This is a genomic window from Pseudomonas sp. CAU 1711 (genome assembly GCF_039888625.1).
Lineage (GTDB): Bacteria > Pseudomonadota > Gammaproteobacteria > Pseudomonadales > Pseudomonadaceae > Aquipseudomonas.
This window is the reverse complement of record NZ_JBDQQT010000011.1, coordinates 160,117-184,433: the sequence shown is the minus strand read 5'-3', so window position 1 is coordinate 184,433 and position 24,317 is coordinate 160,117. Positions and strand designations below refer to the sequence as shown.

Sequence of the window (24,317 nt, the reverse complement as noted above, 5' to 3'; positions counted from 1 at the left end):
CTGCTTGCGCAGTGGGCTTTGGGTTCAGGCGGGAAGCTTACTTGGCTTCGGTTTTGGTACCGTCCTGGTGCCACTCGTAGACCACGAAGCTGAAGTCCTTCAGGTCACCCTTGTCGTCGAAGGCCAGGGTGCCGGTCGGGGTGTCGAAGCTGTTGGCGCGCAGCGCCTCGGCGACCTTGGCGGTGTCGTCGCCGCCGGCCTTCTTCATGCCTTCGGCCATGACCTGCACGGCGGCGTAGGCCGGGAACACGAACGGGCCGCTCGGATCCTGGTTCTTGGCCTTGAAGGCCTCGACCAGCGCCTGGTTCTTCGGATCCTGGTCGAAGGACTTCGGCAGGGTCACCAGCAGGCCTTCGGAGGCCGGGCCGGCGATGGCGGAGATTTCCTTGTTACCCACGCCTTCCGGGCCCATGAACTTGGCTTTCAGGCCCTTCTCGGAGGCCTGACGCAGCAGCAGGCCCAGTTCCGGGTGGTAGCCGCCGTAGTAGACGAAGTCGACGTTGGCCTGCTTGAGCTTGGCGATCAGCGCGGAGAAGTCCTTGTCGCCGGCGTTGATGCCTTCGAACAGGGCGACCTTGGTGCCTTTGCCTTCCAGGGTCTGCTTGACCGCGGTGGCGATACCTTCGCCGTACTGCTGCTTGTCATGCACGACGGCAACGGCCTTCGGCTTGATGTGGTCGGCGATGAAGTTGCCGGCGGTCGGGCCCTGCAGGCTGTCCAGGCCGATGGTGCGGAACACCAGCTGGTAGCCGCGAGCGGTGATGTCCGGGCTGGTGGAGGCCGCGGTGATCATCAGGATGCCTTCGTCCTCATAGATGTCGGACGCCGGCTGAGTGGAGCTGGAGCAGAGGTGGCCGACGACGAACTTCACTTCGTCGTTGACGATCTTGTTGGCCACGGCCACGGCCTGCTTCGGATCACAGGCGTCGTCGTACTTCACGCCTTCGAGCATCGCGCCGTTCACCCCGCCGGCCTTGTTGATCTGCTCGATGGCCATCTCGGCACCGATGAACTGCATTTCGCCGTACTGGGCGACGGCACCGGTTACCGGGCCGGCCAGGGCGATCTTGATGGTGTCAGCAGCCATCGAATAGCTGGCGGCGCCAGCCAGGGCCATAGCGGCGAACAGCTTGGTTACTTGCTTAGTAGCCTGTTTCATAGTGCTCCACTCTTATTGGTATTCGTTCTTGTAATCCATGCGGCCAAAGCTGCAGGACCGGCTAGCTTCCCCGGTCACGCCCCCCGGCAACTGTACCGGCACAGTGTAGAACCCTGTTTCGCGGCTTGAAAAGCACACAGTTGGAGGCGAGATGGCGGGGTGTCGCTTAATTGAAATAAACGTACAGAATAACGGCGGGCTTTTTCGGTGACTGCTAGGTCCTTCTACGGGGGGATATTCGGGCCTGGACTTGCCTGTCGAAGGTGCGGCGCTATCATGGCGCGCCGTGTACTTTCTACACAGAACGAGTCATGACCGAACAGACAAGCACCCTTTATGCCAAGCTACTTGGCGAGACGGCCAGGATTTCCTGGCAGGAACTGCAGCCCTTCTTCGCACGCGGCCAGCTGATGACCGTCGCGACCACGCTGGACCTGGTCGAGGTCGCGCAGGCCGTGGCCGAGGATCAAGGCGCCAAGGTGGCGGCCTGGTTGCAGAGCGGGCAGTTGGCCAAGGTGGACGAGGCGCGTGCGCAGGATTACCTGCAGCGCGATCCGCAACTCTGGGCCGTGGTGGTGGCGCCCTGGGTGCTGATTCAGGAGCGCGGCGAGAGCTCGACCTTGCACTGACCTGGGGCGCTGGTGTGGCGTGAGGCTGATCTAGACTGAGCTTTTCGAGCACGAGGAGGGCCGCCATGTTCGAACCGGGACACTGGCACAGGGCCAGCCTATCTGGTGAGGCCGACTACTCGGTTGATCTTTATTACGAAGTGCGCAGCGATCCCAGGGAAGGGCAGATGGTCCACTTCCGCATGCGGGGCCAGGTCGAGGGCAAGGCCTTCGAGGAAGAGTTCGAGCTGCACCGCGACACCGCCTTCAACTTCGCCAGCGTCGTCACCCGGATCGCCGCCAGGCATGGCCTGCCGACCGAGCATTCGCCGATCATGCGCAGCCACGACGAGTTCGACAGAATGTTCGAGGACATTCGCGCCAAGCTGGGCACCAAGCCCGGCGAGGCGGTGAATTTCGATCATCTGGAGCGGGACAGGTTCTGACCCCCTGCCTGCATGGGGCCCGGGGCTGAGGAAAATGGGGTTGCATGCCTTGGCGGGTAGCCCCTGGTGGGAGCTCGGCAGGCAGCTAAAAGCTCGAGGCTGTCACCTGGGGCTCTCGAATTTGGCTCCGCGACCTGGACTCGACGGCGCCAGCCGAACGCGCGCAAGCAGCGGCCCCGAAGGGGTGAGGCCCTGCAGGCCGAATAACCTCGGACGCAGTCCCTGGTGAGAGTCCGGCAGGCAACGAAAAAAGCCCCAGGTTTTCACCTGGGGCTCTCGAATTTGGCTCCGCGACCTGGACTCGAACCAGGGACCCAATGATTAACAGTCATTTGCTCTACCGACTGAGCTATCGCGGAACAGCGGTGCGTATCCTACTGATTAAAAAGGAGAAGTCAACACCTGGGTGGCAACTTCTCCAATGCGTTTCAGAGGACCTGGACGATGGCCTTGGTGACCGCGTCCAGATTGTTGCGGTTCAGCGCGGCGACGCAGATGCGGCCGGTGCCGACGGCGTAGATGGCGAACTCGTTCTTCAGGCGCTCGACCTGCTCGGCGCTCAGGCCGGAGTAGGAGAACATGCCGCGCTGGCGGGCGACGAAGGCGAAGTCGCGCTTGGCGCCGAGGGCGGCCAGCTGCTCGACCATGGCCAGGCGCATGTCGCGGATGCGCTGGCGCATCTCGCCCAGCTCTTCCTCCCACAGTGCGCGCAGCTCGGTGCTGTTGAGCACGCTGGCGACCACGGTGGCGCCGTGAGTCGGCGGGTTGGAGTAGTTGGTGCGGATCACCCGCTTGACCTGCGACAGCACACGGCCGGCTTCTTCCTTGCTGGCGGTGACGATGGACAGCGCACCCACGCGCTCGCCGTACAGCGAGAAGGACTTGGAGAAGGAGCTGGAGACGAAGAAGGGCAGGCCGGACTCGGCGAACAGGCGCACGGCGAAGGCGTCCTGCTCGATGCCTTCGCCGAAGCCCTGGTAGGCGATGTCGAGGAAGGGCACATGCTCGCGCTCGCGCAGCACTTCCAGCACGGCTTTCCAGTCATCCAGCTCCAGGTCGACGCCGGTCGGGTTGTGGCAGCAGGCGTGCAGCACGACGATGGAGCGGGCCGGCAGGGCCTTGAGGTCTTCCAGCAGGCCGGCGCGGTTCACGCCGTTGGTCGCGGCGTCGTAGTAGCGGTAGTTCTGCACCGGGAAGCCGGCGGACTCGAACAGTGCGCGGTGGTTCTCCCAGCTCGGGTCGCTGATGGCGACCACGGCGTCCGGCAGCAGGCGCTTGAGAAAGTCGGCGCCGGTCTTCAGCGCGCCGGTACCGCCGACGGCCTGGGTGGTGACCACGCGACCTTCGGCCAGCAGGGCGGAGCCTTCGCCGAACAGCAGTTTCTGCACGGCGCCGTCGTAGGCGGCGATGCCCTCGATCGGCAGGTAGCCGCGCGGGGCATGGGCCTCGATGCGCGCGCGCTCGGCCTCGGCGACGGCGCGCAGCAGGGGAATTCGGCCTTCCTCGGTGAAGTACACGCCCACGCCAAGGTTGACCTTGGTGCTGCGGGTATCGGCGTTGAAAGCTTCGTTCAGGCCCAGGATGGGGTCGCGCGGCGCCATTTCGACGGCAGAGAACAGACTCATTTTGTGCGGGAGCTCGAAGGAGGAGAGGTGGGAACCGGCAACGCCCAGTCATAAGTGGAACTAGGGGTTGCATAATCGGGCCGGTATTATAGCGATCCAGCCTGCACCTCGCGACAGCGACGGGGTGCATTTCACTGCTATGACGCCCGCCGTGGCGGCGCGTCACACAGGAGCGCGCATGTCGGATTTCCAGCTCGTTACCCGCTTCAAGCCCGCCGGCGACCAGCCGGAGGCCATTCGCCAGATGGTCGAGGGACTGGAGGCCGGTCTGTCGCACCAGACCCTGCTGGGCGTGACCGGCTCGGGCAAGACCTTCAGCATCGCCAACGTGATCGCCCAGGTGCAGCGCCCGACCCTGGTGCTGGCGCCGAACAAGACCCTGGCCGCGCAGCTCTACGGCGAGTTCAAGAGCTTCTTCCCCAACAATGCGGTGGAGTACTTCGTCTCCTACTACGACTACTACCAGCCGGAAGCCTATGTGCCGTCGTCGGACACCTTCATCGAGAAGGATGCCTCGATCAACGACCATATCGAGCAGATGCGCCTGTCGGCGACCAAGGCGCTGATCGAGCGACCGGACGCCATAGTGGTCGCCACCGTCTCCTCCATCTACGGCCTGGGCAGCCCGGAGGAGTACCTGAAGATGGTCCTGCACGTCGATCGCGGCGACAAGCTGGACCAGCGCGCCCTGCTGCGTCGCCTGGCCGACCTGCAGTACACCCGCAACGACATGGACTTCGCCCGCGCCACCTTCCGCGTGCGCGGCGACGTGATCGACATCTTCCCGGCCGAATCCGAACTGGAGGCGATCCGCGTCGAGCTGTTCGACGACGAGGTGGAGAGCCTGGCGGCCTTCGATCCGCTGACCGGCGAGGTGATCAAGAAGCTGCCGCGCTTCACCTTCTACCCCAAGAGCCACTACGTCACCCCGCGCGAGACGCTGCTGGAGGCGGTGGAACACATCAAGGTCGAGTTGAAGGAGCGCCTGGACTACCTGCGCGGCAACAACAAGCTGGTGGAGGCGCAGCGCCTGGAGCAGCGCACCCGCTTCGACCTGGAGATGATCCTCGAGCTGGGCTACTGCAACGGCATCGAGAACTACTCGCGCTACCTCTCCGGGCGTGCCCCCGGCGAGCCGCCGCCCACCCTGTACGACTACCTGCCGCCGGAATCCTTGCTGGTGATCGACGAGTCCCACGTCACAGTCCCGCAGATCGGCGCCATGTACAAGGGCGACCGTTCGCGCAAGGAGACCCTGGTGGAGTACGGCTTCCGCCTGCCCTCGGCGCTGGACAACCGGCCCATGCGTTTCGAGGAATGGGAGGCGGCCAGCCCGCAGACCATCTTCGTCTCGGCCACGCCCGGGCCCTACGAGGGCGAGCATGCCGGGCGGGTGATCGAGCAGGTGGTGCGTCCCACCGGCCTGGTCGACCCGGAAGTGGAGGTGCGCCCGGCGCGCACCCAGGTCGACGACCTGCTGTCGGAGATCCGCCTGCGCGTGGCCGCCGAGCAGCGCGTGCTGGTCACCACCCTGACCAAGCGCATGGCCGAGGACCTCACCGACTACCTGGCCGACCACGACGTCAAGGTGCGCTACCTGCACTCGGACATCGACACGGTGGAGCGCGTGGAGATCATTCGCGACCTGCGCACCGGCGCCTTCGACGTGCTGGTGGGCATCAACCTGCTGCGCGAGGGCCTGGACATGCCCGAGGTGTCGCTGGTGGCCATCCTCGACGCCGACAAGGAAGGCTTCCTGCGCAGCGAGCGCTCGCTGATCCAGACCATCGGCCGCGCCGCGCGCAACCTGCACGGCAAGGCGATCCTCTACGCCGACAACATGACCGGCTCGATGCAGCGGGCCATCGGTGAGACCGAGCGGCGGCGCGAGAAGCAGCTGGCCTTCAACCAGGCCCACGGCATCGTGCCCAAGGGCGTGCAGAAGGACATCAAGGACATCCTCGAGGGCGCCGTGGTGCCGGGCGCGCGCAGCGGCAAGCGCAAGGCCGCGCTCAAGGCCGCCGAGGAGAGTGCCCGTTACGAGGCGGAGCTGCGTTCGCCGAGCGAGATCGGCAAGCGCATCCGCCAGCTGGAAGAGAAGATGTTGCAGTGCGCCCGCGATCTGGAGTTCGAGGCCGCCGCGCAGCTGCGCGACGAGATCCACAAGCTGCGCGAGCGCCTGCTGCAGGTCTAGTGCGCCGCGCCGCCGCTGGCGTCGGCCGGCAGGGCGCGGGTTAGCAGCACGGCGAGCATGCTCACCGCCAGGGCCAGGCCGACGAAGTGGAAGGCGTCGTTGTAGGCCATGATGGTCGCCTGCTGGTGGGCGATCTCGCTGAGCTTGCCCAGCGCCGCCTGCTGGCTGCCGAGCTGCTCGGCGAGCAGGGCGAGGCGCTCGTCGACCTGCGGATTGCTCGGCACCAGGGCCTCGCGCAGGTAGTCGAAGTAGGTCGCCGCGCGGCTGTCGAGCAGGGTGGCGAGCAGGGCGATACCGATGGCGCCGCCGAGGTTGCGCAGGATGTTGAACAGGCTCGAGGCGGAGCCAGCGTCCTGCGGCAGGATATAGGCGGTGGCGATCAGCGACACGGTGACCATCACCATCGGCTGGCCGAGGGCTCGCAACAGCTGGATCTGGTTGAACTGCGGGCCGGCGAAGTCCGGATTGAGCACGCCGGAGAAGAAGCTGGCCGCGCCGAACAGGGCGAAGCCGATGGCGCACAGCAGCTTCGGCGAGACCAGCTTCATCAGCCTGGGCACCAGCGGAATCAGGAACAGCTGAGGAATCCCCATCCACATGATCACCTCGCCGATCTGCAGCGCGTTGTAGTGCTGGATCTGCGCCAGGTACAGCGGCAGCAGGTAGATCGAGCCGTACAGGCCGATGCCCAGGCCGACGCTGGAAATGCTGGTCAGGCCGAAGTTGCGTTCGCGCAGGATGCGCAGGTTGATCAGCGGGTTGTCGCGCGACAGCTGCAGGATGACGAACAGCACCAGGCTGACCAGCGCCACACTGCCCAGGCCGACTATCAGCTGCGACTCCAGCCAGTCCTTGCGGTGGCCTTCTTCGAGGAACACCTGCAGGCAGCCCAGGCCCAGGCCGAGGGTGACGATGCCGGCGTAGTCAGTGCTCTTCAGCAGCTGCCAGTCCGCGGCCTTCTTCTCCAGGCCGTAGAGCAGGCCGGCGATCATCAGCAGGCCGGGCGGCACATTGATATAGAAGATGTATTCCCAGCTCCAGGTCTCGGTCAGCCAGCCGCCCAGGGTCGGGCCGATGGAGGGGGCGAAGGTGGCGGTGATGGCGAACAGCGCCATGCCCTTGGCGCGGTGATGTTCGGGCAGCTTGATCAGGGCCAGGGTGAAGGCCAGGGGGATCAGCGCGCCGCCGGTGAAGCCCTGCATGGCGCGAAAGACGATCATGCTCTCCAGGCTCCAGGCCATGGAGCAGAGCAGCGAGGAGGCCAGGAAGCCGGCCGACACCCACACCGCCAGGCGGCGCGCCGAAAGCAGCTGCACCAGCCAGGCGGTGAGCGGGATCATGATGATCTCGGCCACCAGGTAGGAGGTGGAGATCCACGAGCCTTCCTCCAGGGTGGCCGACAGCGCGCCCTGGATGTCCTTGAGCGAGGCGTTGGTGATCTGGATGTCCAGCACCGCCATGAAGGCGCCGAGCATGGCGCTCAGCACGGCGATCCAGTCGCGCCGGCTGGGCTCTCCCTGCGCGCGCAGCAGGGCCTCAGCCGCCATGGCCGGCTTCGCTGGCGATGTCCACTGTCACTTGCACCGACATGCCCGGGCGGATCTTGCCGGCCAGCGGGTTGTCGGCGGCGAAGGTCAGCTTCACCGGAATGCGCTGCACCACCTTGGTGAAGTTGCCGGTGGCGTTGTCCGGCGGCAGCAGGCTGAACTGCGCGCCGGAGGCGGCGAACAGGCTGTCGATGCGGCCTTCGACGGGGCTGTCGGGGTAGGCGTCGAACAGCAGTTCGGCGGCCTGGCCGGGCTGCATCCTGCCGATCTGCGTCTCCTTGAAGTTGGCCTGTACCCAGATGGCGTCGCTCGGCACCACGGACAGCAGATAGGCGCCGGCCTGCACCACCTGGCCGGCACGGGCCGAGCGCTGGCCGACGAGGCCGTCGAGCGTGGCGCGGATCTCGGTGCGCGCCAAGTTCAGCTCGGCCTGGGCGACTTCCGCGCGGGCGTTGGCGATCTGCGCCTGCAGGCGCTTGATATCGGCGTTGAGAGCATCCACCTGCTGGCGCTGGGCGGCCAGGTCGGCCTCGGCCTTGGACAGCTGCGAGCGGGCCACGCGGCTGTCGGCGGAGAGGGTGGTGACCCGCTCCTCGGAGACGTAGCCCGGCTTGCGCAGGGTCTGCGCGCGCGACAGGTCGATCTGCGTGCGGCTGAGGTTGGCCTGGCCGGCGGCGACATCGGCCCGGCTGGCGGCGATCAGGCTGGCCTGCTGCTGCAGGCGGCTCTCGGCCTGGGCCAGTTCCGCCTCGCGGGTGGCCAGGGCGGCGCGGGCGCGCTCCAGGGCCAGCTGGAAGTCGGCGGACTCCAGGGTCAGCAGCAGCTGGCCCTTCTTCACGGGCTGGTTGTCGGCCACCAGGACCCGTTCGATGCGCGCGCCGAGCTGGCTGGAGACGCGAGTGATCTCGCCCTGCACATAGGCGTTGTCGGTGCTCTCGTGAAAGCGCCCGATCAGCAACCAATGGCCGAACAGCCCCAATCCGACCAGGGCGAGGAGGGCGGCGAAGACGGACAGGCGGCGTTGCAACTGGGCGGGCATGGCGAGACTCGGACTGCGGACAGAATCCGGGGAATCTAGCAGTGTTGCCGGCATGGCTGTAGTCGGTAGAATTCGTAAACTTTGTTGTTTGAGTGGAACAATCATGGGGCTCGATGACGCCTTGATCTTCACCCGCGTGGTGGACTGCCACAGCTTCACCCAGGCCGCGCAGAGCCTGGGCATGCAGAAATCCACGGTGAGCCGGCGCATCGCCCTGCTCGAGGAGCGCCTCGGCGTGCGCCTGCTCAACCGCACCACGCGCAAGCTGCGCCTGACCGAGGTGGGCCAGGCCTACTACGAACGCTGCCGGCAGATCATGCTGGACTTCGCCGAGGCCGAGCAGGCGGTGATGCAGTTGCAGCAGGAGCCCTCCGGGCTGCTGCGCATCACCGCGCCCATCGAGTTCGGCCAGCTGTTCCTCGGTCGGGTGCTCGGCGAGTTTATGCGCCAGTACCCGCAGATCAGCGCCGAGGTGGAGCTGACCTCGCGCGAGGTGGACCCGCTGGAGGAGGGCGTCGACATCGCCATCCGGGTCGGCCAGCCGCAGGACTCCACCCTGATCGCGCGCAAGCTGTTCGAGAGCCGCCGGCGCCTGTGCGCCAGCCCCGACTACCTGGCCCGCCACGGCACGCCCACCAGCGTCGCCGAGCTGGCCGGGCATCGCGCCATCCACCTGCCGCTGGACTCGCCGCGCTACTGGCCGCTGCTGGGCGAGCACATTCCCTGTCAGCGCGTGCTGGCCAGCAACAACCTGACCCTGGCGCGCGAGGCGGCGCTGGCGGGGGCGGGGATCGCCGCGCTGCCGGTGATGATCAGCGAGGAGGAGATTCGCAGCGGCCGCCTGCTGCAGCTGCTGCCCGAGGCGCGCCTGCCCACCGGCGAGCTCTATGCCGTCTATCCCTCGCGGCGTTTCCAGGCGATGAAGGTCAAGACCTTTCTCGACTTCCTGCTCGCCAGCCTGCCGCAGATCGGTCGGCTGGAGCCGGCCGGCGCTGGCCTGCTAACATCGCGGCCCTGATCCAACCTCCCGCCTTCGAGACTTGTCATGACCAAAGTCCGCACCCGCATTGCGCCGTCGCCCACCGGCGACCCGCACGTCGGCACTGCCTACATCGCCCTGTTCAACCTGTGCTTCGCCCGCCAGCACGGCGGCGAGTTCATCCTGCGCATCGAGGACACCGACCAGCTGCGCTCGACTCGCGAGTCCGAGCAGCAGATCTTCGATGCCCTGCGCTGGCTGGGCATCGAGTGGAACGAGGGGCCGGACGTCGGCGGCCCGCACGGCCCGTACCGGCAGAGCGAGCGCGGCCATATCTACAAGAAGTACTCGGACGAGCTGGTCGCCAAGGGCCATGCGTTTCCGTGCTTCTGCTCCGCCGAGCGCCTGGACCGGGTGCGCGCAGAGCAGATGGCGAAGAAGGAAACCCCGCGCTACGACGGCCACTGCATGCATATCGCCCCCGAGGAGGCGCAGCGGCGCATCGCCGCCGGCGAATCGCACGTGGTGCGGATGAAAGTGCCGAGCGAGGGCGTCTGCGTGGTGCCGGACATGCTGCGTGGCGATGTGGAGATCCCCTGGGATCGCATGGACATGCAGGTGCTGATGAAGGCCGATGGCCTGCCCACCTACTTCCTGGCCAACGTGGTCGACGATCACCTGATGGAGATCAGCCACGTCCTGCGCGGCGAGGAGTGGCTGCCGTCGGCGCCCAAGCTGATCAAGCTGTACGAATACTTCGGCTGGGAGCAGCCTAAGCTCTGCTATATGCCGCTGCTGCGCAATCCGGACAAGTCCAAGCTGTCCAAGCGCAAGAACCCGACCTGCATCACCTTCTACGAGCGCATGGGCTTCATGCCCGAGGCGCTGCTCAACTACCTGGGGCGGATGGGCTGGTCGATGCCGGACGAGCGCGAGAAGTTCTCCCTGGCCGAGATGATCGAGCACTTCGACCTGTCGCGCGTCTCCCTCGGCGGGCCGATCTTCGACATCGAGAAGCTGTCCTGGCTCAACGGCCAGTGGCTGCGCGAGCTGCCGCTGGAGCAGTTCGCCCGGCGCGTGCAGGACTGGGCCTTCAACTCCCAGTATCTGATGCAGATCGCCCCGCATGTACAGCAGCGCGTCGAGACCTTCAGCGACATCGCGCCGCTGTCCAGCTTCTTCTTCAGTGGCGGCGTGCAGCTCGACCCTGCGCTGCTGGCGCACAAGAAACTGTCGCCGGATCAGGTGCGCCAGGCCCTGCAGCTGTTGCTGTGGGAGCTGGAGGCGCTGCGCCAGTGGGACAAGGAGAAGATCACCGAGAGCATCCAGTTCGTCTGCGCCGGCCTCGGCCTCAAGCTGCGCGACCTGATGCCGCTGATCTTCCCGGCCATCACCGGCAAGGCCAGTTCGGTGTCGGTGCTGGATGCCATGGAAATCCTCGGCGCCGACCTGTCGCGCTTCCGCCTGCGCCAGGCCATCGAGCTGCTCGGTGGGGTGAGCAACGGCGAAAGCAAGGAGTGGAAGAAGCTGCTGGAGAGCTTCCGCGGCTGAGCGGGGAGGCCGCCGGTCATCGCCAGGTGACGCCGGCCTCTGGGGTAAGTGATTGTTCTGCCTTCAAAATTTTTTAGGGCTCGGTGAAAAATTGTGTTGACAGGCCAATACCTCGCCCCTAATATGCGCCCCGTCCAAGCGACGGGGCTATAGCTCAGCTGGGAGAGCGCTTGCATGGCATGCAAGAGGTCGACGGTTCGATCCCGTCTAGCTCCACCAAATTTGCCACCGAACGAATTCCAGCGCGTTCGAGTGAATGAAGGATTCGTCCCCTTCGTCTAGTGGCCTAGGACACCGCCCTTTCACGGCGGTAACAGGGGTTCGAGTCCCCTAGGGGACGCCACTTCACGCAGTGCTGCACTGCACGTCGAGAGACGCTAAATCCGGGGCTATAGCTCAGCTGGGAGAGCGCTTGCATGGCATGCAAGAGGTCGACGGTTCGATCCCGTCTAGCTCCACCAATCACTGACAAGGCCAGCCTTAGGGCTGGCCTTGTTCTTCGAAGGTTCTGTCCCCTTCGTCTAGTGGCCTAGGACACCGCCCTTTCACGGCGGTAACAGGGGTTCGAGTCCCCTAGGGGACGCCACTTTCTTTCCGCGTTTTGCGGACTTCAAGGGTCATTCTTCGGAATGGCCCTTTTGTTTTTCCGGCATTCGATATCGGCGACGAGCGGTCTCGCGCAGTGCTTGCGCATTTCTATTATGGTCGTAATATTAACTCCATAATCTGATGGAGGCTGCCATGCGCGACAAGAAGGCCAGAACCCGCGAACGCATTCTCGGCGCTGCCGCCGGGGAGTTGGTTCGGCGCGGTCCGCTGGAGCCCAGCGTCGGCGAGGTGATGGGCGCGGCGGGGCTGACGGTCGGCGGCTTCTATGCCCACTTCGCGAGCAAGGAGCAGCTGATGCTGGAGGCCTTTCGCCAGCTGCTGCGGCGCCGCCGTCAATTGCTTGCGCGGCTCGACGACGGCCTGAATGCCGAGCAGCGCCGGGTGCTGAGCGCGGCCTTCTACCTGTCGCGCAGGCACCGCGACTCCAGCGACGACGCCTGCCCCTTGCCCAGCGCCCTGGGCGAGCTCGGGCGCCTGTCCGAGCCGTTTCGCCAGGTGCTGGCCGAGCATATCGAGTTGATGGTGGCCGAGCTGGCCGGCAGTCCCGAGGAGCGGGACAAGGTGTTGGCCGACCTGGTGCTGATGGTGGGCGGCTTGGCCCTGGCCCGTGCGTTGGGCCGGGGCGAGCTGTCCGACCGGGTTCTGCGTGCCGCCCGTTCGGCGGTGCAGTGAAAGCCTGCCCGCGCCGCGGGCCTTTGTGTGAGGAGATGCGAGATGAGCAGCTTGAACTGGATTCGTGGCTTCAACGCCACCATAGGTCGCCTGGCCCCGGATCTGGCGGCCAGCAGGATGCACAGGGCCTTTCTGACGCCACACGAGCGGGCGCCGCGCGACTGGGAGCTGCCGCTGCTGGCCGAGGCTGAACGCGTCACCCTGCGTTTCGGGCTTTCGGCGTTGCGTTGGGGCAGGGGGCCGGCCGTGCTCCTGCTGCACGGCTGGGAGGGTCGGCCGACCCAGTTCGCCGAGCTGATCCGCGCGCTGGTGCGCGCCGGCTATGGCGTGGTGGCGCTGGATGCGCCGGCCCACGGGCGTTCGCCCGGCCACGAGGCCAACGTGGTGCTGTTCGCCCGCGCCCTGCTGGAAGCGGCCAGCGAGCTGCCGCCGCTGAAGGCGGTGATCGGTCACTCCCTGGGCGGTGCCAGCGCGCTGCTGGCCACTCAACTGGGGCTGCGCACCGAGGCGCTGGTAACCATCGGCGCGCCCGCGCGCATTCTCGGCGCGCTGCGCCGCTTCGCCCGCTTCGTCGGGTTGCCCGCCGAGGCACGGGCGCGCTTCGTGCGTCTGGTCGAGCAGAGTGCCGGCATTCCCGCCGCCCAGCTCGACGTGGAGCGCTACGACTTGGATCTGCCGGGGTTGGTGGTGCATGCCAAGGACGATCCGATGGTGCCTTTCAGCGAGGCCGAAAGCATCCACATGGCCTGGGCCGGCAGCCGCCTGCTGGCCCTGGAGGCGGGCGGCCACAGCAAGCCGCTGGGCGACCCGCAGGTGGTCGAGGCGGTGCTGGAGCTGCTGGGCAGCGTCGCTCTCAACGACGCGGTCGAGCGTCGCGTGCTGGGTGTTACCGCGTTGGCTTCGTGACCTCGCCGCGAGGCGTTACACTCCCTCCCAGGTGTCCGCCGGGCGAAGTTGTGCTTCGTGCCGGCCGGGCGCCGTCACAGCAGCCAATGCCGTTCGCCGAGAGGGGGAGAACATGAGCCTGACGATGGATGTGGTGCTGCAGCGGGCGCGGCCTGTGCTACCGGTACTGGTGATAGAGGACTGCGCGCTGGCGGTGGACCTCGCGCGTGCCCTGCATGCCGGCGGCGTGGAGGTGCTGGAGGTGACCCTGCGCACGCCGCGGGCCCTGGAAGCCCTGGCGGCGATCCGCCAGGCCCTGCCGGAGCTGCTGGTCGGCGCCGGTACGGTGATCCATGCCGAGCAGTTCCAGGAGGCGCGCGATGCCGGCGCCCAGTTTGCCGTCAGCCCCGGCTGCACCGAGCGCCTGGCGGCCGCGGCCGACGATTCCGGGCTGCCCTATCTGCCGGCGGTGATGACGCCCTCCGAGGTGCTGCTGGCGCTGGAGTATGGCTATCGCTCGCTGAAGCTGTTCCCGGCGGGCGGCAGCACCAGCGTGAAGATGCTGAAGAGCTTCAAGGGACCCTTCACCGGCATTCGTTTCTGCCCCACCGGCGGCATCACCGCCGACAACCTGCTGAGCTTCCTGCGCCTGCCCAACGTCGCCTGCGTCGGCGGCACCTGGATCGCGCCGGACAACCTGATCCGCGCCCGCGCCTGGGACCAGATCACCCAGCTGGCCAGCGAGGCCCGCGCCCTGGCCGCCAGCCTGGAGGCCAAGCCATGAGTTGGGAGTTGCCCGATCCGTTCGTCATCGATCTGCTGGTGGCAGCCGAAGACATCGACGGCCTGGGGCATGCCAACAATGCGGTCTACGTCAGCTGGCTGGAGCGTTGCGCCTGGCGCCACTCGCAGTACCTGGGGCTGGACCTGGCCGAGTACCGCCGCCTGGATCGCGCCATGGCCGTGCTGCGTCACGAGGTCGACTACCTGGCCAGCGCCTATGAGGGCGAGGAACTGCAGATGGCCACCTGGATAGTCGAGTCCGACCAGCGCCTGAAGATGACCCGGCGCTTTCAGCTGTGGCGCCCGGCGGATGCCACCACGCTGCTGCGTGCGCAGACCACCTTTGTCTGCATCGAGCTGTCCAGCGGCAAGCCCAAGCGCATGCCGGTCGAGTTCGTCGAGGGCTACGGTCGCGCCCTGCTGGAGCCTTTTCCCCTGCAGCTGTGAGTCGGCCATCGCGGCGCGCTACTCGCTGGGCCCGGTGATCGCTACAATCGCCACCCCGTTATTCGAGACCTCTGCCGTGCAAATCGCCTTGGCCCCCATGGAGGGGCTGGTCGACGAGATACTGCGCGATGTGCTGACCCGTGTCGGTGGCATCGACTGGTGCGTCACCGAGTTCATCCGCGTCTGCGACCGCCTGCTGCCCGCGGCCGCCTACCACAAGCTGGCCCCCGAGCTGGCCGACGGCTCGCGCACCCGCGCCGGCACGCCGATGCGCGTGCAGCTGCTCGGCTCAGATCCGGTCTGCCTGGCCGACAACGCGGCTTTCGCCTGCAGCCTGGGCGCGCCGGTGATCGACCTCAACTTCGGCTGCCCGGCCAAGACGGTGAACAAGTCGCGCGGTGGCGCGGTGCTGCTCAAGGAGCCGGAGCTGCTGCACGCCATCGTGCGCGAGGTGCGCCGCGCCGTGCCGGCGGCGATCCCGGTGACGGCGAAGATGCGCCTGGGCTTCGACAGCCCGGACGGCGCCCTGGACTGCGCGCGGGCCCTGGTCGAGGGCGGCGCCGCGCAGCTGGTGGTGCACGCGCGGACCAAGCTCGACGGCTACAAGCCGCCGGCGCACTGGGAGTGGGTGGCGCGCGTGCAGGAGGCGGTGGCGGTGCCGGTCTACGCCAATGGCGAGGTGTGGAGCGTCGAGGACTGGCGGCGCTGCCGCGAAGTCAGCGGTGTCGAGGACATCATGCTCGGTCGCGGCCTGGTCTCGCGCCCCGACCTGGCCCGGCAGATCGCCGCCGCCCGGCGCGGCGAAGAGGTACGGCCCATGAGCTGGGCCGAGCTGCTGCCGCTGCTGCAGGACTTCTGGCTGCAGGCCCGGCGCAAGCTGGCGCCGCGCTATGCCCCGGGGCGTCTCAAGCAGTGGCTGGCCATGCTCACGCGCAGCTACCCGCAGGCGCAGGCGCTGTTCGCCGAGCTGCGCCGGGAGAACGACTGCGCGCGGATCGACTACCTGCTGGGTTCACCGGGCGCAGCACTGGCCGAGAGCGCCTGATTCAGCGCCCGCCACTGACATCGATAAAGCTGCCGGTGCAGTAGGAGGACTGCTCCGAGGCCAGCCAGAGAATCGCCTCGGCCACTTCCTCGGGGGTACCGCCGCGGCGCAGCGGCACGCTGCCCTGCAGGCGCTGGATGCGTCCCGGCTCGCCGCCGCTGGCGTGGATCTCGGTATCGATCAGGCCGGGTCTGACGGCATTGACCCGGATGCCCTCGTCGGCCACCTCGCGCGCCAGGCCCAGGGTCAGGCTGTCCACCGCGCCCTTGGCGGCGGCGTAGTCCACGTACTCGTCGGGGGCGCCGAGCCGCGCGGCCATGGACGACAGGTTGACGATGGCGCCACCCCGGCCGCCATGGCGGGTGGACATGCGCTTCACCGCCTCGCGGCAGCAGAGGAAAGTGCCGATCAGGTTGGTGGCCAGCACGCGTTGCAGGCGTGCGGCGTCCATCTGCTCGACGCGCATCTGCTTCTCCAGCATGCCGGCATTGTTGACCAGCACGTCGAGGCGGCCATGGCGCCGGTCGAGCGCCTCGAACAGCCGCAGGACCTCGGCCTCGTCGGCGATGTCGGCCTGTACCGCTTCGGCCTGGCCGCCCGCGGCGGCGATTTCCTCCACCAGCCTGGCGGCCAGGTCGGCGCGGCTGCGGTAATTCAGCAGCAGGCGATAGCCGCGCTGCGCCGCCAGGCGCGCGGTGGCCGCGCCTATGCCGCGGCTGGCGCCGGTGATCAGCATGACCTTGTCCATGTTCGCCCCTTGAAATCCTCTGGCCCATTCCCATCTAGGTTAATGCGGGATGCCGCAGTCGGGTCCCGCCCATACGTCACTTGCTGAATCATTCAGGAGATGCACCATGAGCAACGTTCTTTCCCTGGCCCCGCTGTTCCGCCAGTCCATCGGTTTCGATCGCTTCAACGATCTGTTCGAGTCGGCCCTGCGCAATGGCGAGAGCGCCAGTTCCTATCCTCCCTACAACGTCGAGAAGCATGGCGACGACCAGTATCGCATCGTGGTCGCGGCCGCCGGCTTCCGTGAAGAAGACCTGGAGCTGCAGGTCGAGCGCGGCGTGCTCAGCGTCACCGGCGGCCGCCGCGAGCGTGCTGGCGAGAGCGTCACTTACCTGCACCAGGGCATCGCCCAGCGCGGTTTCAAGCTGTCCTTCCGCCTGGCCGACCATATCGAGGTCAAGGGCGCCTCGCTCGACAGCGGGCTGCTCAATATCGACCTGGAGCGCATCGTGCCGGAAGAGGCCAAGCCCAAGCGTATTCCCATCGGTGGCGAGAAGCCGGCGCTGGAAGGCTGATCGCGCGATCGCCAGGCAGGAGCAGAAGGGCACCCGCGGGTGCCCTTCTGCGTTTCAGTCCGGGCCGCCGGCCAGGAGCAGGGCATGGAACTCCAGCAGCGGCAGCGGCTTGCTGAACAGGTAGCCCTGGTACTGGTGGCAGCCCTGCTGCAGGAGGAAATCCAGCTGCTCCTGCTGCTCCACCCCTTCGGCGACCAGCTCCAGGTTGAGGCTGCGGGCCATGGCCACTATGGCGCGGATGATCTCGGCGTCGTTGGGGTCGCTGGTGGCGTCGCGGACGAAGGACTGGTCGATCTTCAGCACGTCGATCGGCAGGCGCTTGAGGTAGGTCAGCGAGCTGTAGCCGGTGCCGAAGTCGTCCATGGCGAAGCTCAGGCCGAGCTTCTGCAGGCGGCGCATCTTGCCGATGGTGTCGTCGAGGTTCTGGATGACGATGCCCTCGGTGATCTCCAGCTTGAGCATGTCGGCCGGCAGTTCGCTGAGCTTCAGGCGGCGCTCGACCTGCTCGACGAAGTCGTGCTGGCGGAACTGCCGGGGGCTGATGTTGACGCACAGCTGAAAGCTCTCGTGGCGTACCAGGCCGTCGTGCAGCAGGCGCGCGCAGGCGTGGCAGGCCTCGTCCAGCACCCAGGCGCCCACTTCGAGGATCAGCCCGCTTTCCTCCAGTACCTGGATGAACTGTGCCGGCGACTGCGGGCCGAGGCTGGGGTGGCTCCAGCGCAGCAGCGCCTCGGCGCCTATCACCGTGTTCTGGCGGGCATCCACCTGGGGCTGGAAATACAGCTCGAACTCGCCGCGGGCCAGGGCCAGGCGCAGGTCGTTCTCCAGGCGCAGGCGCTCGCTGGCGGCGTCCTGCATGGATTTGCGGAACATCTGGATGGTGTTGCGCCCGGAATCCTTGGCCCGGTACAGGGCGATGTCGGCGCGTTTGAGCAGGTCGGTGGGGTTGTCGCCGTGATCCGGCAGCAGGGCGATGCCGATGCTCGGCGTCACCTGCAGGCGGTGGCCGTCCAGCAGCATGGGCTCGGCCAGCAGCCTGCGCAGTTTCTCGGCCACCTGGCGAACGTGCTGGGCGACTTCCGAGCGCTTGCCTTCGAGGCCGGAGAGCAGCACCACGAACTCGTCGCCGCCCAGGCGCGCCACAGTGTCCTCCTGGCGCACGCTGGCTTCCAGGCGGGCGGTGACCATCTTCAGCACGGCGTCGCCGACCGGGTGGCCGAGCGAGTCGTTGATGTGCTTGAAGTGGTCGAGGTCGAGGAACAGCAGTGCGCCGTGCAGGTGGTGGCGCTTGAGCAGGGCGATCTGCTGGGTCAGGCGGTCCATCAGCAGGGCGCGGTTGGGCAGGTTGGTCAGCGAGTCGTGGTAGGCCAGGTGCTGGATCTGCGCCTGGGCCGCCTTCAGCTCGCTGATGTCGCGGGCGGTGAGCAGCAGGCAGGGCGTGCCGTCGAGCTCGATGGGGTCGACCGAGACCTCGACCAGCTTGACCCTGCCGTCGCGGTGCTGGCCGTGCATCTCCTGATGGTAGACCCGGCCCTCGCGCAGCAGGGTTTCGATCATCCGCGTGCGTTCTTCCGGGTAGGCCCAGACCTTCATTTCCAGCGAGCTGCGGCCGATGACTTCCTCCGGGCGATAGCCGGTCAGGCGCGAGAAGCCCTCGTTGACCTCGATGTAGCGACCGCTGTCGCGCTCGGTGATGGTGATGGCGTCCGGGCTGGAGTGGAAGGCCTTGGCGAACTTCTCCTGGCTGGCCTTGAGCGCGGCCTCGGCGGCCTGGCGCTCGGTGATGTCGCGGAAGGTGGTGGTGATGCACAGCTGGCGGTCGACGCGGATGAAGCGGGTGGACAGCACGCAGGTCAGCTCGTGGCCGCCCTTGGTGCGGAAACGCGCCACCTCGTTGTTCAGGCCCTGGTCCTGGGTGAGCTTCTCGAACAGTCGCTGGCGCTGGCTCTCGTCGACCCAGAAGCGCATCTCGGGGGCGCTGCGCCCGACAATCTGCTCGGGGAGCCAGCCGAACACCTGGCTGAAGCTGGGGTTGACCTCGATGAACACGCCGTCGCGGATGCGCGACACGCAGATCGGCTCGGGGCTGGCCTGGAACAGGGTGACGAACTTCTCCTCGGAGGAGGCCAGGCGCTGCTCGCGCAGCACCCGCTCGGTGATGTCCATGAGGATGCCGACCATGCGCAGCGGCTGGCCTTCGCCGTCGCGATAGAGCTTGGCGGTGCTCTCCAGGTAGCGGGTTTCGCCATTTGCCAGGGCCACCCGGTAGGTCAGCTGCTGCTCGCTGCGTCCGCTCTCGCAGGTCTCGCCATAGACCTTGCGCATCTGTCGCTGGTCGTCGAGCGGCACGTGCTCGAAGAAGTCGGCGAAGGCGCCGTGATAGGGCTCGGCAGCCAGGCCGTGGAGGCTGGCGGCGCGCTCCGAGCCATGCAGGGTGCCGCTGGGGATATGCCAGTCCCAGGTGCCCAGGTCGGCCGACTCCAGGGCCAGGCTCAGGCGTTCCTGGCTGTCGCGCAGGGCGATTTCCTGCTCCTGCTGCTGGGTGATATCGCGGATCACCCCGAACACCCGTCTGTGCCCCTGGGCGTCGACCTGCGGGCGCCCGCTGATCTCCAGCCAGCGCAGGCTGCCGTCGGGCCAGCGGATGCGGTGGCGCAGCGCCTCGGTCCTGGGGATGCCGTCGAGCACGTCCTGGAACAACTGCCGCACCTTGGCGCGGTCTTCCTCGGGGATCAGCTCGATGTAGTCGACCTGGCGCCGCAGCGGGCGCTTGGGGTCGAGGCCGAACAGTGCCTGGGCGCCGCGTGACCAGCTGACCTTGCCGCTCTCGGTGTCCCAGTACCAGGCGCCGAGATGCGCGCCGTTGAGCGCGGCGAGCAGCAAGGGGGCGTCCTGCCAGGTCTTCTCGAACTCGGCCGGGTCGAGGGCTGGTATGTGGGGGAAGGGCGGTTGTTCGGGGGCTTTGGACATAGGGTCCTCGTCCGGGCTCGTTCTGGCTTTCGCGCCTGTGGAAAAGGGGCCGACGCAGAGGCTGGCGAGCTGCTTATTCTTATCGTTATGAACCCCACGTTAGCCGCTGTTGCGCGGTCTAGGCAAGGTCTGCGCGCTGTTCGTCGAGCAGTGCCATGAAGGCCCTGGCGGCATTGGACAGGGTGCGCTCGCGATGCAGGATGTAGCCGAGCCGGCGCGACAGCTGGATGCCCGGCAGCGGCAGGCGCACCACCTGCTCGTCGAGCATGGTGCGCGGCAGCACGCTCCAGGCCAGGCCGATGGAGACCATCATCTTGATCGTTTCCAGGTAATTGGTGCTCATGCCGATATTCGGCGCCAGGCCCTGGGCGGCGAACAGCTTGTTGACGATGTGATGGGTGAAGGTGTTGCCGCCGGGGAACACTGCCGGGTGGCGTGCCACGTCGGCCAGGGTCACGGCGCCGCTGCGCGCCAGCGGATGTTCGGGCGCGGCGACGAAGTCCAGTGGGTCGCTCCACACCGGCACCGCGTGCACCGGCTCGCGGGTCTCGGGGGCCAGGGTGATCACCGCCAGCTCGGCGCGGCCGTGCAGGACCTCCTCGTAGGCCACCTCCGAGTCGAGGAACTGGATATCCAGCGCCACCTGCGGATGCATGCGGGTAAAGGCGCGCAGTAGTGGGGGCAGGCGGTGCAGGCCGATATGGTGGCTGGTGGCCAGGGTCAGCCGGCCGCCGACCTCGCCGCTCAGATTGGTCAGGGCGCGCCGGGTGTCGTCCAGCACGTTGAGGATCTGGTAGGCGCGCGGCAGCAGGGCACGTCCGGCCTCGGTCAGGCCCACCTCGCGACCCAGGCGGTCGAACAGGCGCACGTCGAGCTGTTGCTCCAGGGCGGCGATGCGTTTGCTCACCGCCGGCTGGGTGAGAAACAGGCGTTCGCCCGCCGCCGAGAAGCTGCCGCTCTCGGCCACGGCGAGAAAGGCGTTGAGGTTGGCCAGGTCCATTTTGAATTCCTTTGAGTTATCCAATGAATGAAAAATATGAATTGGAGTTATTCAAAGCAAGCCCCTAGCATGCGCACATCGGCTAAAGGGCGCGCGACCCTGGCCCGAGGGGGTGGACGGCAGATCCCGCCACGCCCGCGTAGAACAATCTGATGAGGATACCGAGATGGCCGGCAAGACCCTGTACGACAAGCTCTGGGAGATGCACGAGGTGAAGCGCCGCGACGATGGTTCGTCGCTGATCTACATCGACCGGCAGATCCTCCACGAAGTGACCTCGCCGCAGGCCTTCGAAGGGCTGCGTCTGGCCGGGCGTAAACCCTGGAGAGTGGACGCCAATATCGCCACCCCGGACCACAACGTGCCGACCACCCGTGCCGAGCGCCAGGGTGGCCTGGAGGCCATAGTCGACGAGGTGTCGCGCATCCAGGTGCAGACCCTCGACGAGAACTGCGACGACTTCGGCATCCTCGAGTTCAAGATGAACGACAGCCGCCAGGGCATCGTCCATGTGGTCGGCCCGGAGCAGGGCGCCACCCTGCCGGGCATGACCGTGGTCTGCGGCGACTCGCACACCTCCACCCATGGCGCCTTCGGTGCGCTGGCCCACGGCATCGGCACCTCCGAGGTCGAGCACGTGCTCGCCACCCAGTGCCTGGTGGCCAAGAAGATGAAGAACATGCGGGTAGCGGTGGAGGGCCAGCTGCCCTTCGGCGTCACCGCCAAGGACATCGTCCTGGCCGTGATCGGCAAGATCGGCACCGCAGGCGGCAACGGCCACGCCCTGGAGTTCGCCGGCAGCGCCATCCGCGAGCTGTCCATGGAAGGCCGCATGACCATCTGCAATATGGCGATCGAAGCGGGGGCGCGAGTGGGCCTGGTGGCGGTGGACGAGAAGACCATCGCCTACGTCGAGGGCCGCCCCTTCGCGCCCAAGGGCGCCGACTGGGACAAGGCCGTGGCGCAGTGGCAGACCCTGGTGTCCGACGCCGATGCGGTGTTCGACACCGTGGTCGAACTGAGGGCCGAAGAGATCAAGCCGCAGGTGTCCTGGGGCACTTCGCCGGAGATGGTGCTGGCGGTGGACGAGAAGGTGCCGGACCCGGCCGCCGAGAAGGACCCGGTCAAGCGCGACTCCATCGTCCGCGCCCTCAAGTACATGGGCCTGGCCGCCAATCAGGCGATCACCGATATCCGTCTGGATCGCGTGTTCATCGGTTCCTGCACCAACTCGCGCATCGAGGACCTGCGCGCCGCCGCCGAGGTGGCCAGGGGGCGCAAGGTCGCCGCGACCGTCAAGCAGGCGCTGGTGGTGCCGGGCTCCGGCCTGGTCAAGGCGCAGGCCGAGCAGGAAGGGCTGGACAAGATCTTTATCGAGGCCGGTTTCGAGTGGCGTGAGCCGGGTTGTTCCATGTGCCTGGCGATGAACCCGGATCGCCTGGAGAGTGGCGAGCACTGCGCCTCCACCTCCAACCGCAACTTCGAGGGTCGTCAGGGCGCCGGTGGCCGTACCCACCTGGTCAGCCCGGCCATGGCCGCGGCGGCAGCCGTCACCGGCCACTTCATCGACGTGCGCGAACTGATCCAGGCCTGAGGAGAGAAGTGATGAAAGCCTTTACCCAACACACCGGCTTGGTCGCTCCGCTGGACCGCGCCAACGTCGACACCGACCAGATCATCCCCAAGCAGTTTCTCAAGTCGATCAAGCGCAGCGGCTTCGGCCCCAACCTGTTCGACGAGTGGCGCTACCTCGACGTCGGCCAGCCCAACCAGGACTGCTCGCAGCGCCCGGTGAACCAGGATTTCGTGCTCAACTTCCCGCGCTATCAGGGCGCCAGCGTGCTGCTGGCACGCGAGAACTTCGGCTGCGGCTCCTCCCGCGAGCACGCGCCCTGGGCGCTGGACGAGTACGGCTTCCGCACCGTGATCGCGCCGAGCTTCGCCGACATCTTCTTCAACAACAGCTTCAAGAACGGCCTGCTGCCGATCGTGCTGAAGGACGAGGAAGTCGACGAGCTGTTCCAGCAGTGCGAGGCCACCGAGGGCTACCAGCTGACCGTGGACCTGGCCGCGCAGACCGTGACCCGCCCGGACGGCAAGCAGTACGGCTTCGAGGTGGATGCCTTCCGCAAGCACTGCCTGCTCAATGGCCTGGACGACATCGGCCTGACCCTGCAGGACGCCGAGGCGATCAAGGCCTTCGAAGGCAAACACCGGCAGAGCAGCCCCTGGCTGTTCGGCGCGATCAAATAACCGGAGCTGCAAGCCTCAAGCGGCAAGCTGCAAGTTAGGGCGGCTCTGCTTGAGGCTTGTGGCTTGCAGCTTGAAGCTATTTCCGAAGGAAATTCCCATGTCCAAACAGATTTTGGTTCTCCCCGGCGACGGCATCGGCCCGGAGATCATGGCCGAGGCGGTCAAGGTGCTGAACCTGGCCAACGACAAGTACGCCCTGGGTTTCGAGCTGAGTTTCGATGATCTGGGCGGCGCCGCCATCGACCGCTACGGCGTGCCGCTGGCCGACGAGACCCTGGAGCGCGCCCGCGCCGCCGATGCGGTGCTGCTCGGCGCCGTCGGCGGACCCAAGTGGGACACCATCGACCCGGCCATCCGTCCGGAGCGCGGCCTGCTGAAGATCCGCTCGCAGCTGGGGCTGTTCGGCAACCTGCGTCCGGCCATCCTCTATCCGCAACTGGCCGAGGCCTCCAGCCTCAAGCCGGAAGTGGTGGCCGGCCTGGACATTCTCATCGTCCGTGAGCTGACCGGCGGCATCTACTTCGGCCAGCCGCGCGAGAGCAAGCTGCTGGAGAGCGGCGAGCGCATGGCTTACGACACCCTGCCGTACAGCGAGAGCGAAATCCGCCGCATCGCCAAGGTCGGCTTCGACATGGCCATGGTGCGCAACAAGAAGCTGTGCTCGGTGGACAAGGCCAACGTGCTGGCCTCCAGCCAGCTGTGGCGCGCCGTGGTCGAGGAAGTGGCCAAGGACTACCCAGAGGTCGAGCTGTCGCACATGTACGTCGACAACGCCGCCATGCAGCTGGTGCGTGCGCCCAAGCAGTTCGACGTGATGGTCACCGACAATATGTTCGGCGATATTCTCTCCGATGAAGCGTCGATGCTGACCGGCTCCATCGGCATGCTGCCGTCGGCCTCGCTGGATGCCAACAACAAGGGCATGTACGAGCCGTGCCACGGTTCCGCGCCGGACATCGCCGGCAAGGGCATCGCCAACCCGCTGGCGACCATTCTCTCGGTGTCCATGATGCTGCGTTACAGCTTCGGCCAGATCAAAGCCGCCGACGCCATCGAGCAGGCGGTGAGCCTGGTGCTGGACCAGGGCCTGCGCACCGGCGACATCTGGTCGGAAGGCAAGACCAGGGTCGGTACCGCCGCCATGGGCGACGCAGTAGTCGAGGCGCTGCGTAGCCTGTAATCTTTCCGGCTTCGTCCGCCA

Annotated in this window: 21 protein-coding genes and 5 tRNA genes; 18 read left to right on the top strand and 8 right to left on the bottom strand. The window is 66.9% G+C overall.

Going from position 1 to position 24,317, the window contains the following annotated elements:
* Window positions 1–37: 37 nt before the first annotated feature.
* The gene (locus AAFN46_RS14315) at window positions 38–1,159 is read right to left on the bottom strand and encodes a branched-chain amino acid ABC transporter substrate-binding protein (protein WP_347809355.1); all 1,122 of its coding nucleotides are present in this window, start codon (window positions 1,157–1,159) and stop codon (window positions 38–40) included.
* 311 nt (window positions 1,160–1,470) lie between these two features.
* Between AAFN46_RS14315 and AAFN46_RS14310 the strand changes: the two genes are divergently transcribed.
* Both AAFN46_RS14310 and AAFN46_RS14305 read left to right on the top strand, forming a co-directional pair.
* A complete protein-coding gene (locus AAFN46_RS14310; RefSeq protein ID WP_347809354.1) occupies window positions 1,471–1,788 on the top strand; it encodes a DUF2288 domain-containing protein in 318 nt (105 codons plus the stop codon).
* 65 nt (window positions 1,789–1,853) lie between these two features.
* Window positions 1,854–2,213, top strand: a complete 360-nt coding sequence (locus tag AAFN46_RS14305) for a DUF5064 family protein (RefSeq protein ID WP_347809353.1) — start codon at window positions 1,854–1,856, stop codon at window positions 2,211–2,213.
* 283 nt (window positions 2,214–2,496) lie between these two features.
* On the opposite strand, the gene AAFN46_RS14300 is transcribed toward AAFN46_RS14305, so the two are convergent.
* Together AAFN46_RS14300 and AAFN46_RS14295 are read right to left on the bottom strand one after the other, a co-directional pair.
* Window positions 2,497–2,572: transfer RNA gene (locus AAFN46_RS14300), tRNA-Asn, on the bottom strand.
* 69 nt (window positions 2,573–2,641) lie between these two features.
* Window positions 2,642–3,838: an amino acid aminotransferase gene (locus AAFN46_RS14295; protein ID WP_347809352.1), complete on the bottom strand. Its 1,197-nt coding sequence runs from the start codon at window positions 3,836–3,838 to the stop codon at window positions 2,642–2,644.
* A 178-nt stretch (window positions 3,839–4,016) separates the two neighbouring features.
* Here AAFN46_RS14295 and uvrB point away from each other — a divergent pair, with 178 nt between their 5' ends.
* On the top strand, window positions 4,017–6,032 hold the full coding sequence (gene uvrB / locus AAFN46_RS14290; protein ID WP_347809351.1) for an excinuclease ABC subunit UvrB: 2,016 nt from the start codon (window positions 4,017–4,019) through the stop codon (window positions 6,030–6,032).
* Here uvrB and AAFN46_RS14285 read toward each other — a convergent pair.
* Entirely contained in the window at window positions 6,029–7,519 is a 1,491-nt protein-coding gene (locus AAFN46_RS14285; RefSeq protein ID WP_347809379.1) for an MDR family MFS transporter, read from the bottom strand. The genes uvrB and AAFN46_RS14285 overlap by 4 nt on opposite strands.
* Before the next feature lie 49 nt (window positions 7,520–7,568).
* Complete coding sequence (locus tag AAFN46_RS14280; RefSeq protein ID WP_347809350.1) at window positions 7,569–8,618, bottom strand: HlyD family secretion protein; 1,050 nt, start codon at window positions 8,616–8,618, stop codon at window positions 7,569–7,571.
* Window positions 8,619–8,721: 103 nt separating this feature from the next.
* Here AAFN46_RS14280 and AAFN46_RS14275 point away from each other — a divergent pair, with 103 nt between their 5' ends.
* From AAFN46_RS14275 to AAFN46_RS14225, 11 genes are all read left to right on the top strand, one after another.
* Entirely contained in the window at window positions 8,722–9,636 is a 915-nt protein-coding gene (locus AAFN46_RS14275; protein ID WP_347809349.1) for a LysR family transcriptional regulator, read from the top strand.
* 27 nt (window positions 9,637–9,663) lie between these two features.
* The gene (gene gltX / locus AAFN46_RS14270; protein WP_347809348.1) at window positions 9,664–11,148 is read left to right on the top strand and encodes a glutamate--tRNA ligase; all 1,485 of its coding nucleotides are present in this window, start codon (window positions 9,664–9,666) and stop codon (window positions 11,146–11,148) included.
* A gap of 143 nt (window positions 11,149–11,291) precedes the next feature.
* Window positions 11,292–11,367 (top strand) — tRNA-Ala (locus AAFN46_RS14265).
* A gap of 48 nt (window positions 11,368–11,415) precedes the next feature.
* Window positions 11,416–11,491, top strand: a tRNA-Glu gene (locus AAFN46_RS14260).
* Window positions 11,492–11,533: 42 nt separating this feature from the next.
* A tRNA-Ala gene (locus tag AAFN46_RS14255) sits at window positions 11,534–11,609 on the top strand.
* 49 nt (window positions 11,610–11,658) lie between these two features.
* Window positions 11,659–11,734, top strand: a tRNA-Glu gene (locus AAFN46_RS14250).
* 155 nt (window positions 11,735–11,889) lie between these two features.
* A complete protein-coding gene (locus tag AAFN46_RS14245; protein ID WP_347809347.1) occupies window positions 11,890–12,429 on the top strand; it encodes a TetR/AcrR family transcriptional regulator in 540 nt (179 codons plus the stop codon).
* Window positions 12,430–12,471: 42 nt separating this feature from the next.
* The gene (locus AAFN46_RS14240) at window positions 12,472–13,335 is read left to right on the top strand and encodes an alpha/beta fold hydrolase (RefSeq protein ID WP_347809346.1); all 864 of its coding nucleotides are present in this window, start codon (window positions 12,472–12,474) and stop codon (window positions 13,333–13,335) included.
* 112 nt (window positions 13,336–13,447) lie between these two features.
* Window positions 13,448–14,098: a bifunctional 4-hydroxy-2-oxoglutarate aldolase/2-dehydro-3-deoxy-phosphogluconate aldolase gene (locus AAFN46_RS14235; protein WP_347809345.1), complete on the top strand. Its 651-nt coding sequence runs from the start codon at window positions 13,448–13,450 to the stop codon at window positions 14,096–14,098.
* Window positions 14,095–14,544 (top strand): thioesterase family protein, encoded by a 450-nt coding sequence (locus AAFN46_RS14230; protein WP_347809344.1) that lies wholly within the window; start codon window positions 14,095–14,097, stop codon window positions 14,542–14,544. Before AAFN46_RS14235 ends, AAFN46_RS14230 begins: the two co-directional genes overlap by 4 nt.
* A 76-nt stretch (window positions 14,545–14,620) precedes the next feature.
* The gene (locus AAFN46_RS14225) at window positions 14,621–15,589 is read left to right on the top strand and encodes a tRNA-dihydrouridine synthase (protein WP_347809343.1); all 969 of its coding nucleotides are present in this window, start codon (window positions 14,621–14,623) and stop codon (window positions 15,587–15,589) included.
* A gap of 1 nt (window position 15,590) precedes the next feature.
* Here AAFN46_RS14225 and AAFN46_RS14220 read toward each other — a convergent pair whose 3' ends face one another.
* Window positions 15,591–16,337, bottom strand: coding sequence for an SDR family oxidoreductase (locus tag AAFN46_RS14220; RefSeq protein WP_347809342.1), 747 nt, complete (start codon window positions 16,335–16,337; stop codon window positions 15,591–15,593).
* Window positions 16,338–16,443: 106 nt separating this feature from the next.
* On the opposite strand from AAFN46_RS14220, the gene AAFN46_RS14215 reads away from it, so the two are divergent.
* On the top strand, window positions 16,444–16,893 hold the full coding sequence (locus AAFN46_RS14215) for an Hsp20 family protein (RefSeq protein ID WP_347809341.1): 450 nt from the start codon (window positions 16,444–16,446) through the stop codon (window positions 16,891–16,893).
* Window positions 16,894–16,947: 54 nt separating this feature from the next.
* Here AAFN46_RS14215 and AAFN46_RS14210 read toward each other — a convergent pair whose 3' ends face one another.
* Both AAFN46_RS14210 and AAFN46_RS14205 read right to left on the bottom strand, forming a co-directional pair.
* Entirely contained in the window at window positions 16,948–19,863 is a 2,916-nt protein-coding gene (locus AAFN46_RS14210) for an EAL domain-containing protein (RefSeq protein ID WP_347809340.1), read from the bottom strand.
* Between the two features lie 118 nt (window positions 19,864–19,981).
* Complete coding sequence (locus AAFN46_RS14205) at window positions 19,982–20,863, bottom strand: LysR family transcriptional regulator (protein ID WP_347809339.1); 882 nt, start codon at window positions 20,861–20,863, stop codon at window positions 19,982–19,984.
* Window positions 20,864–21,029: 166 nt separating this feature from the next.
* Between AAFN46_RS14205 and leuC the strand changes: the two genes are divergently transcribed.
* The 3 genes from leuC (at window position 21,030) to leuB (ending at window position 24,296) form a co-directional block, all read left to right on the top strand.
* Window positions 21,030–22,457, top strand: a complete 1,428-nt coding sequence (gene leuC / locus AAFN46_RS14200) for a 3-isopropylmalate dehydratase large subunit (RefSeq protein ID WP_347809338.1) — start codon at window positions 21,030–21,032, stop codon at window positions 22,455–22,457.
* Window positions 22,458–22,468: 11 nt separating this feature from the next.
* Complete coding sequence (gene leuD, locus AAFN46_RS14195; protein WP_347809337.1) at window positions 22,469–23,116, top strand: 3-isopropylmalate dehydratase small subunit; 648 nt, start codon at window positions 22,469–22,471, stop codon at window positions 23,114–23,116.
* Between the two features lie 97 nt (window positions 23,117–23,213).
* Window positions 23,214–24,296, top strand: coding sequence for a 3-isopropylmalate dehydrogenase (gene leuB, locus AAFN46_RS14190; RefSeq protein ID WP_347809336.1), 1,083 nt, complete (start codon window positions 23,214–23,216; stop codon window positions 24,294–24,296).
* The last annotated feature ends 21 nt before the right edge of the window (window positions 24,297–24,317 follow it).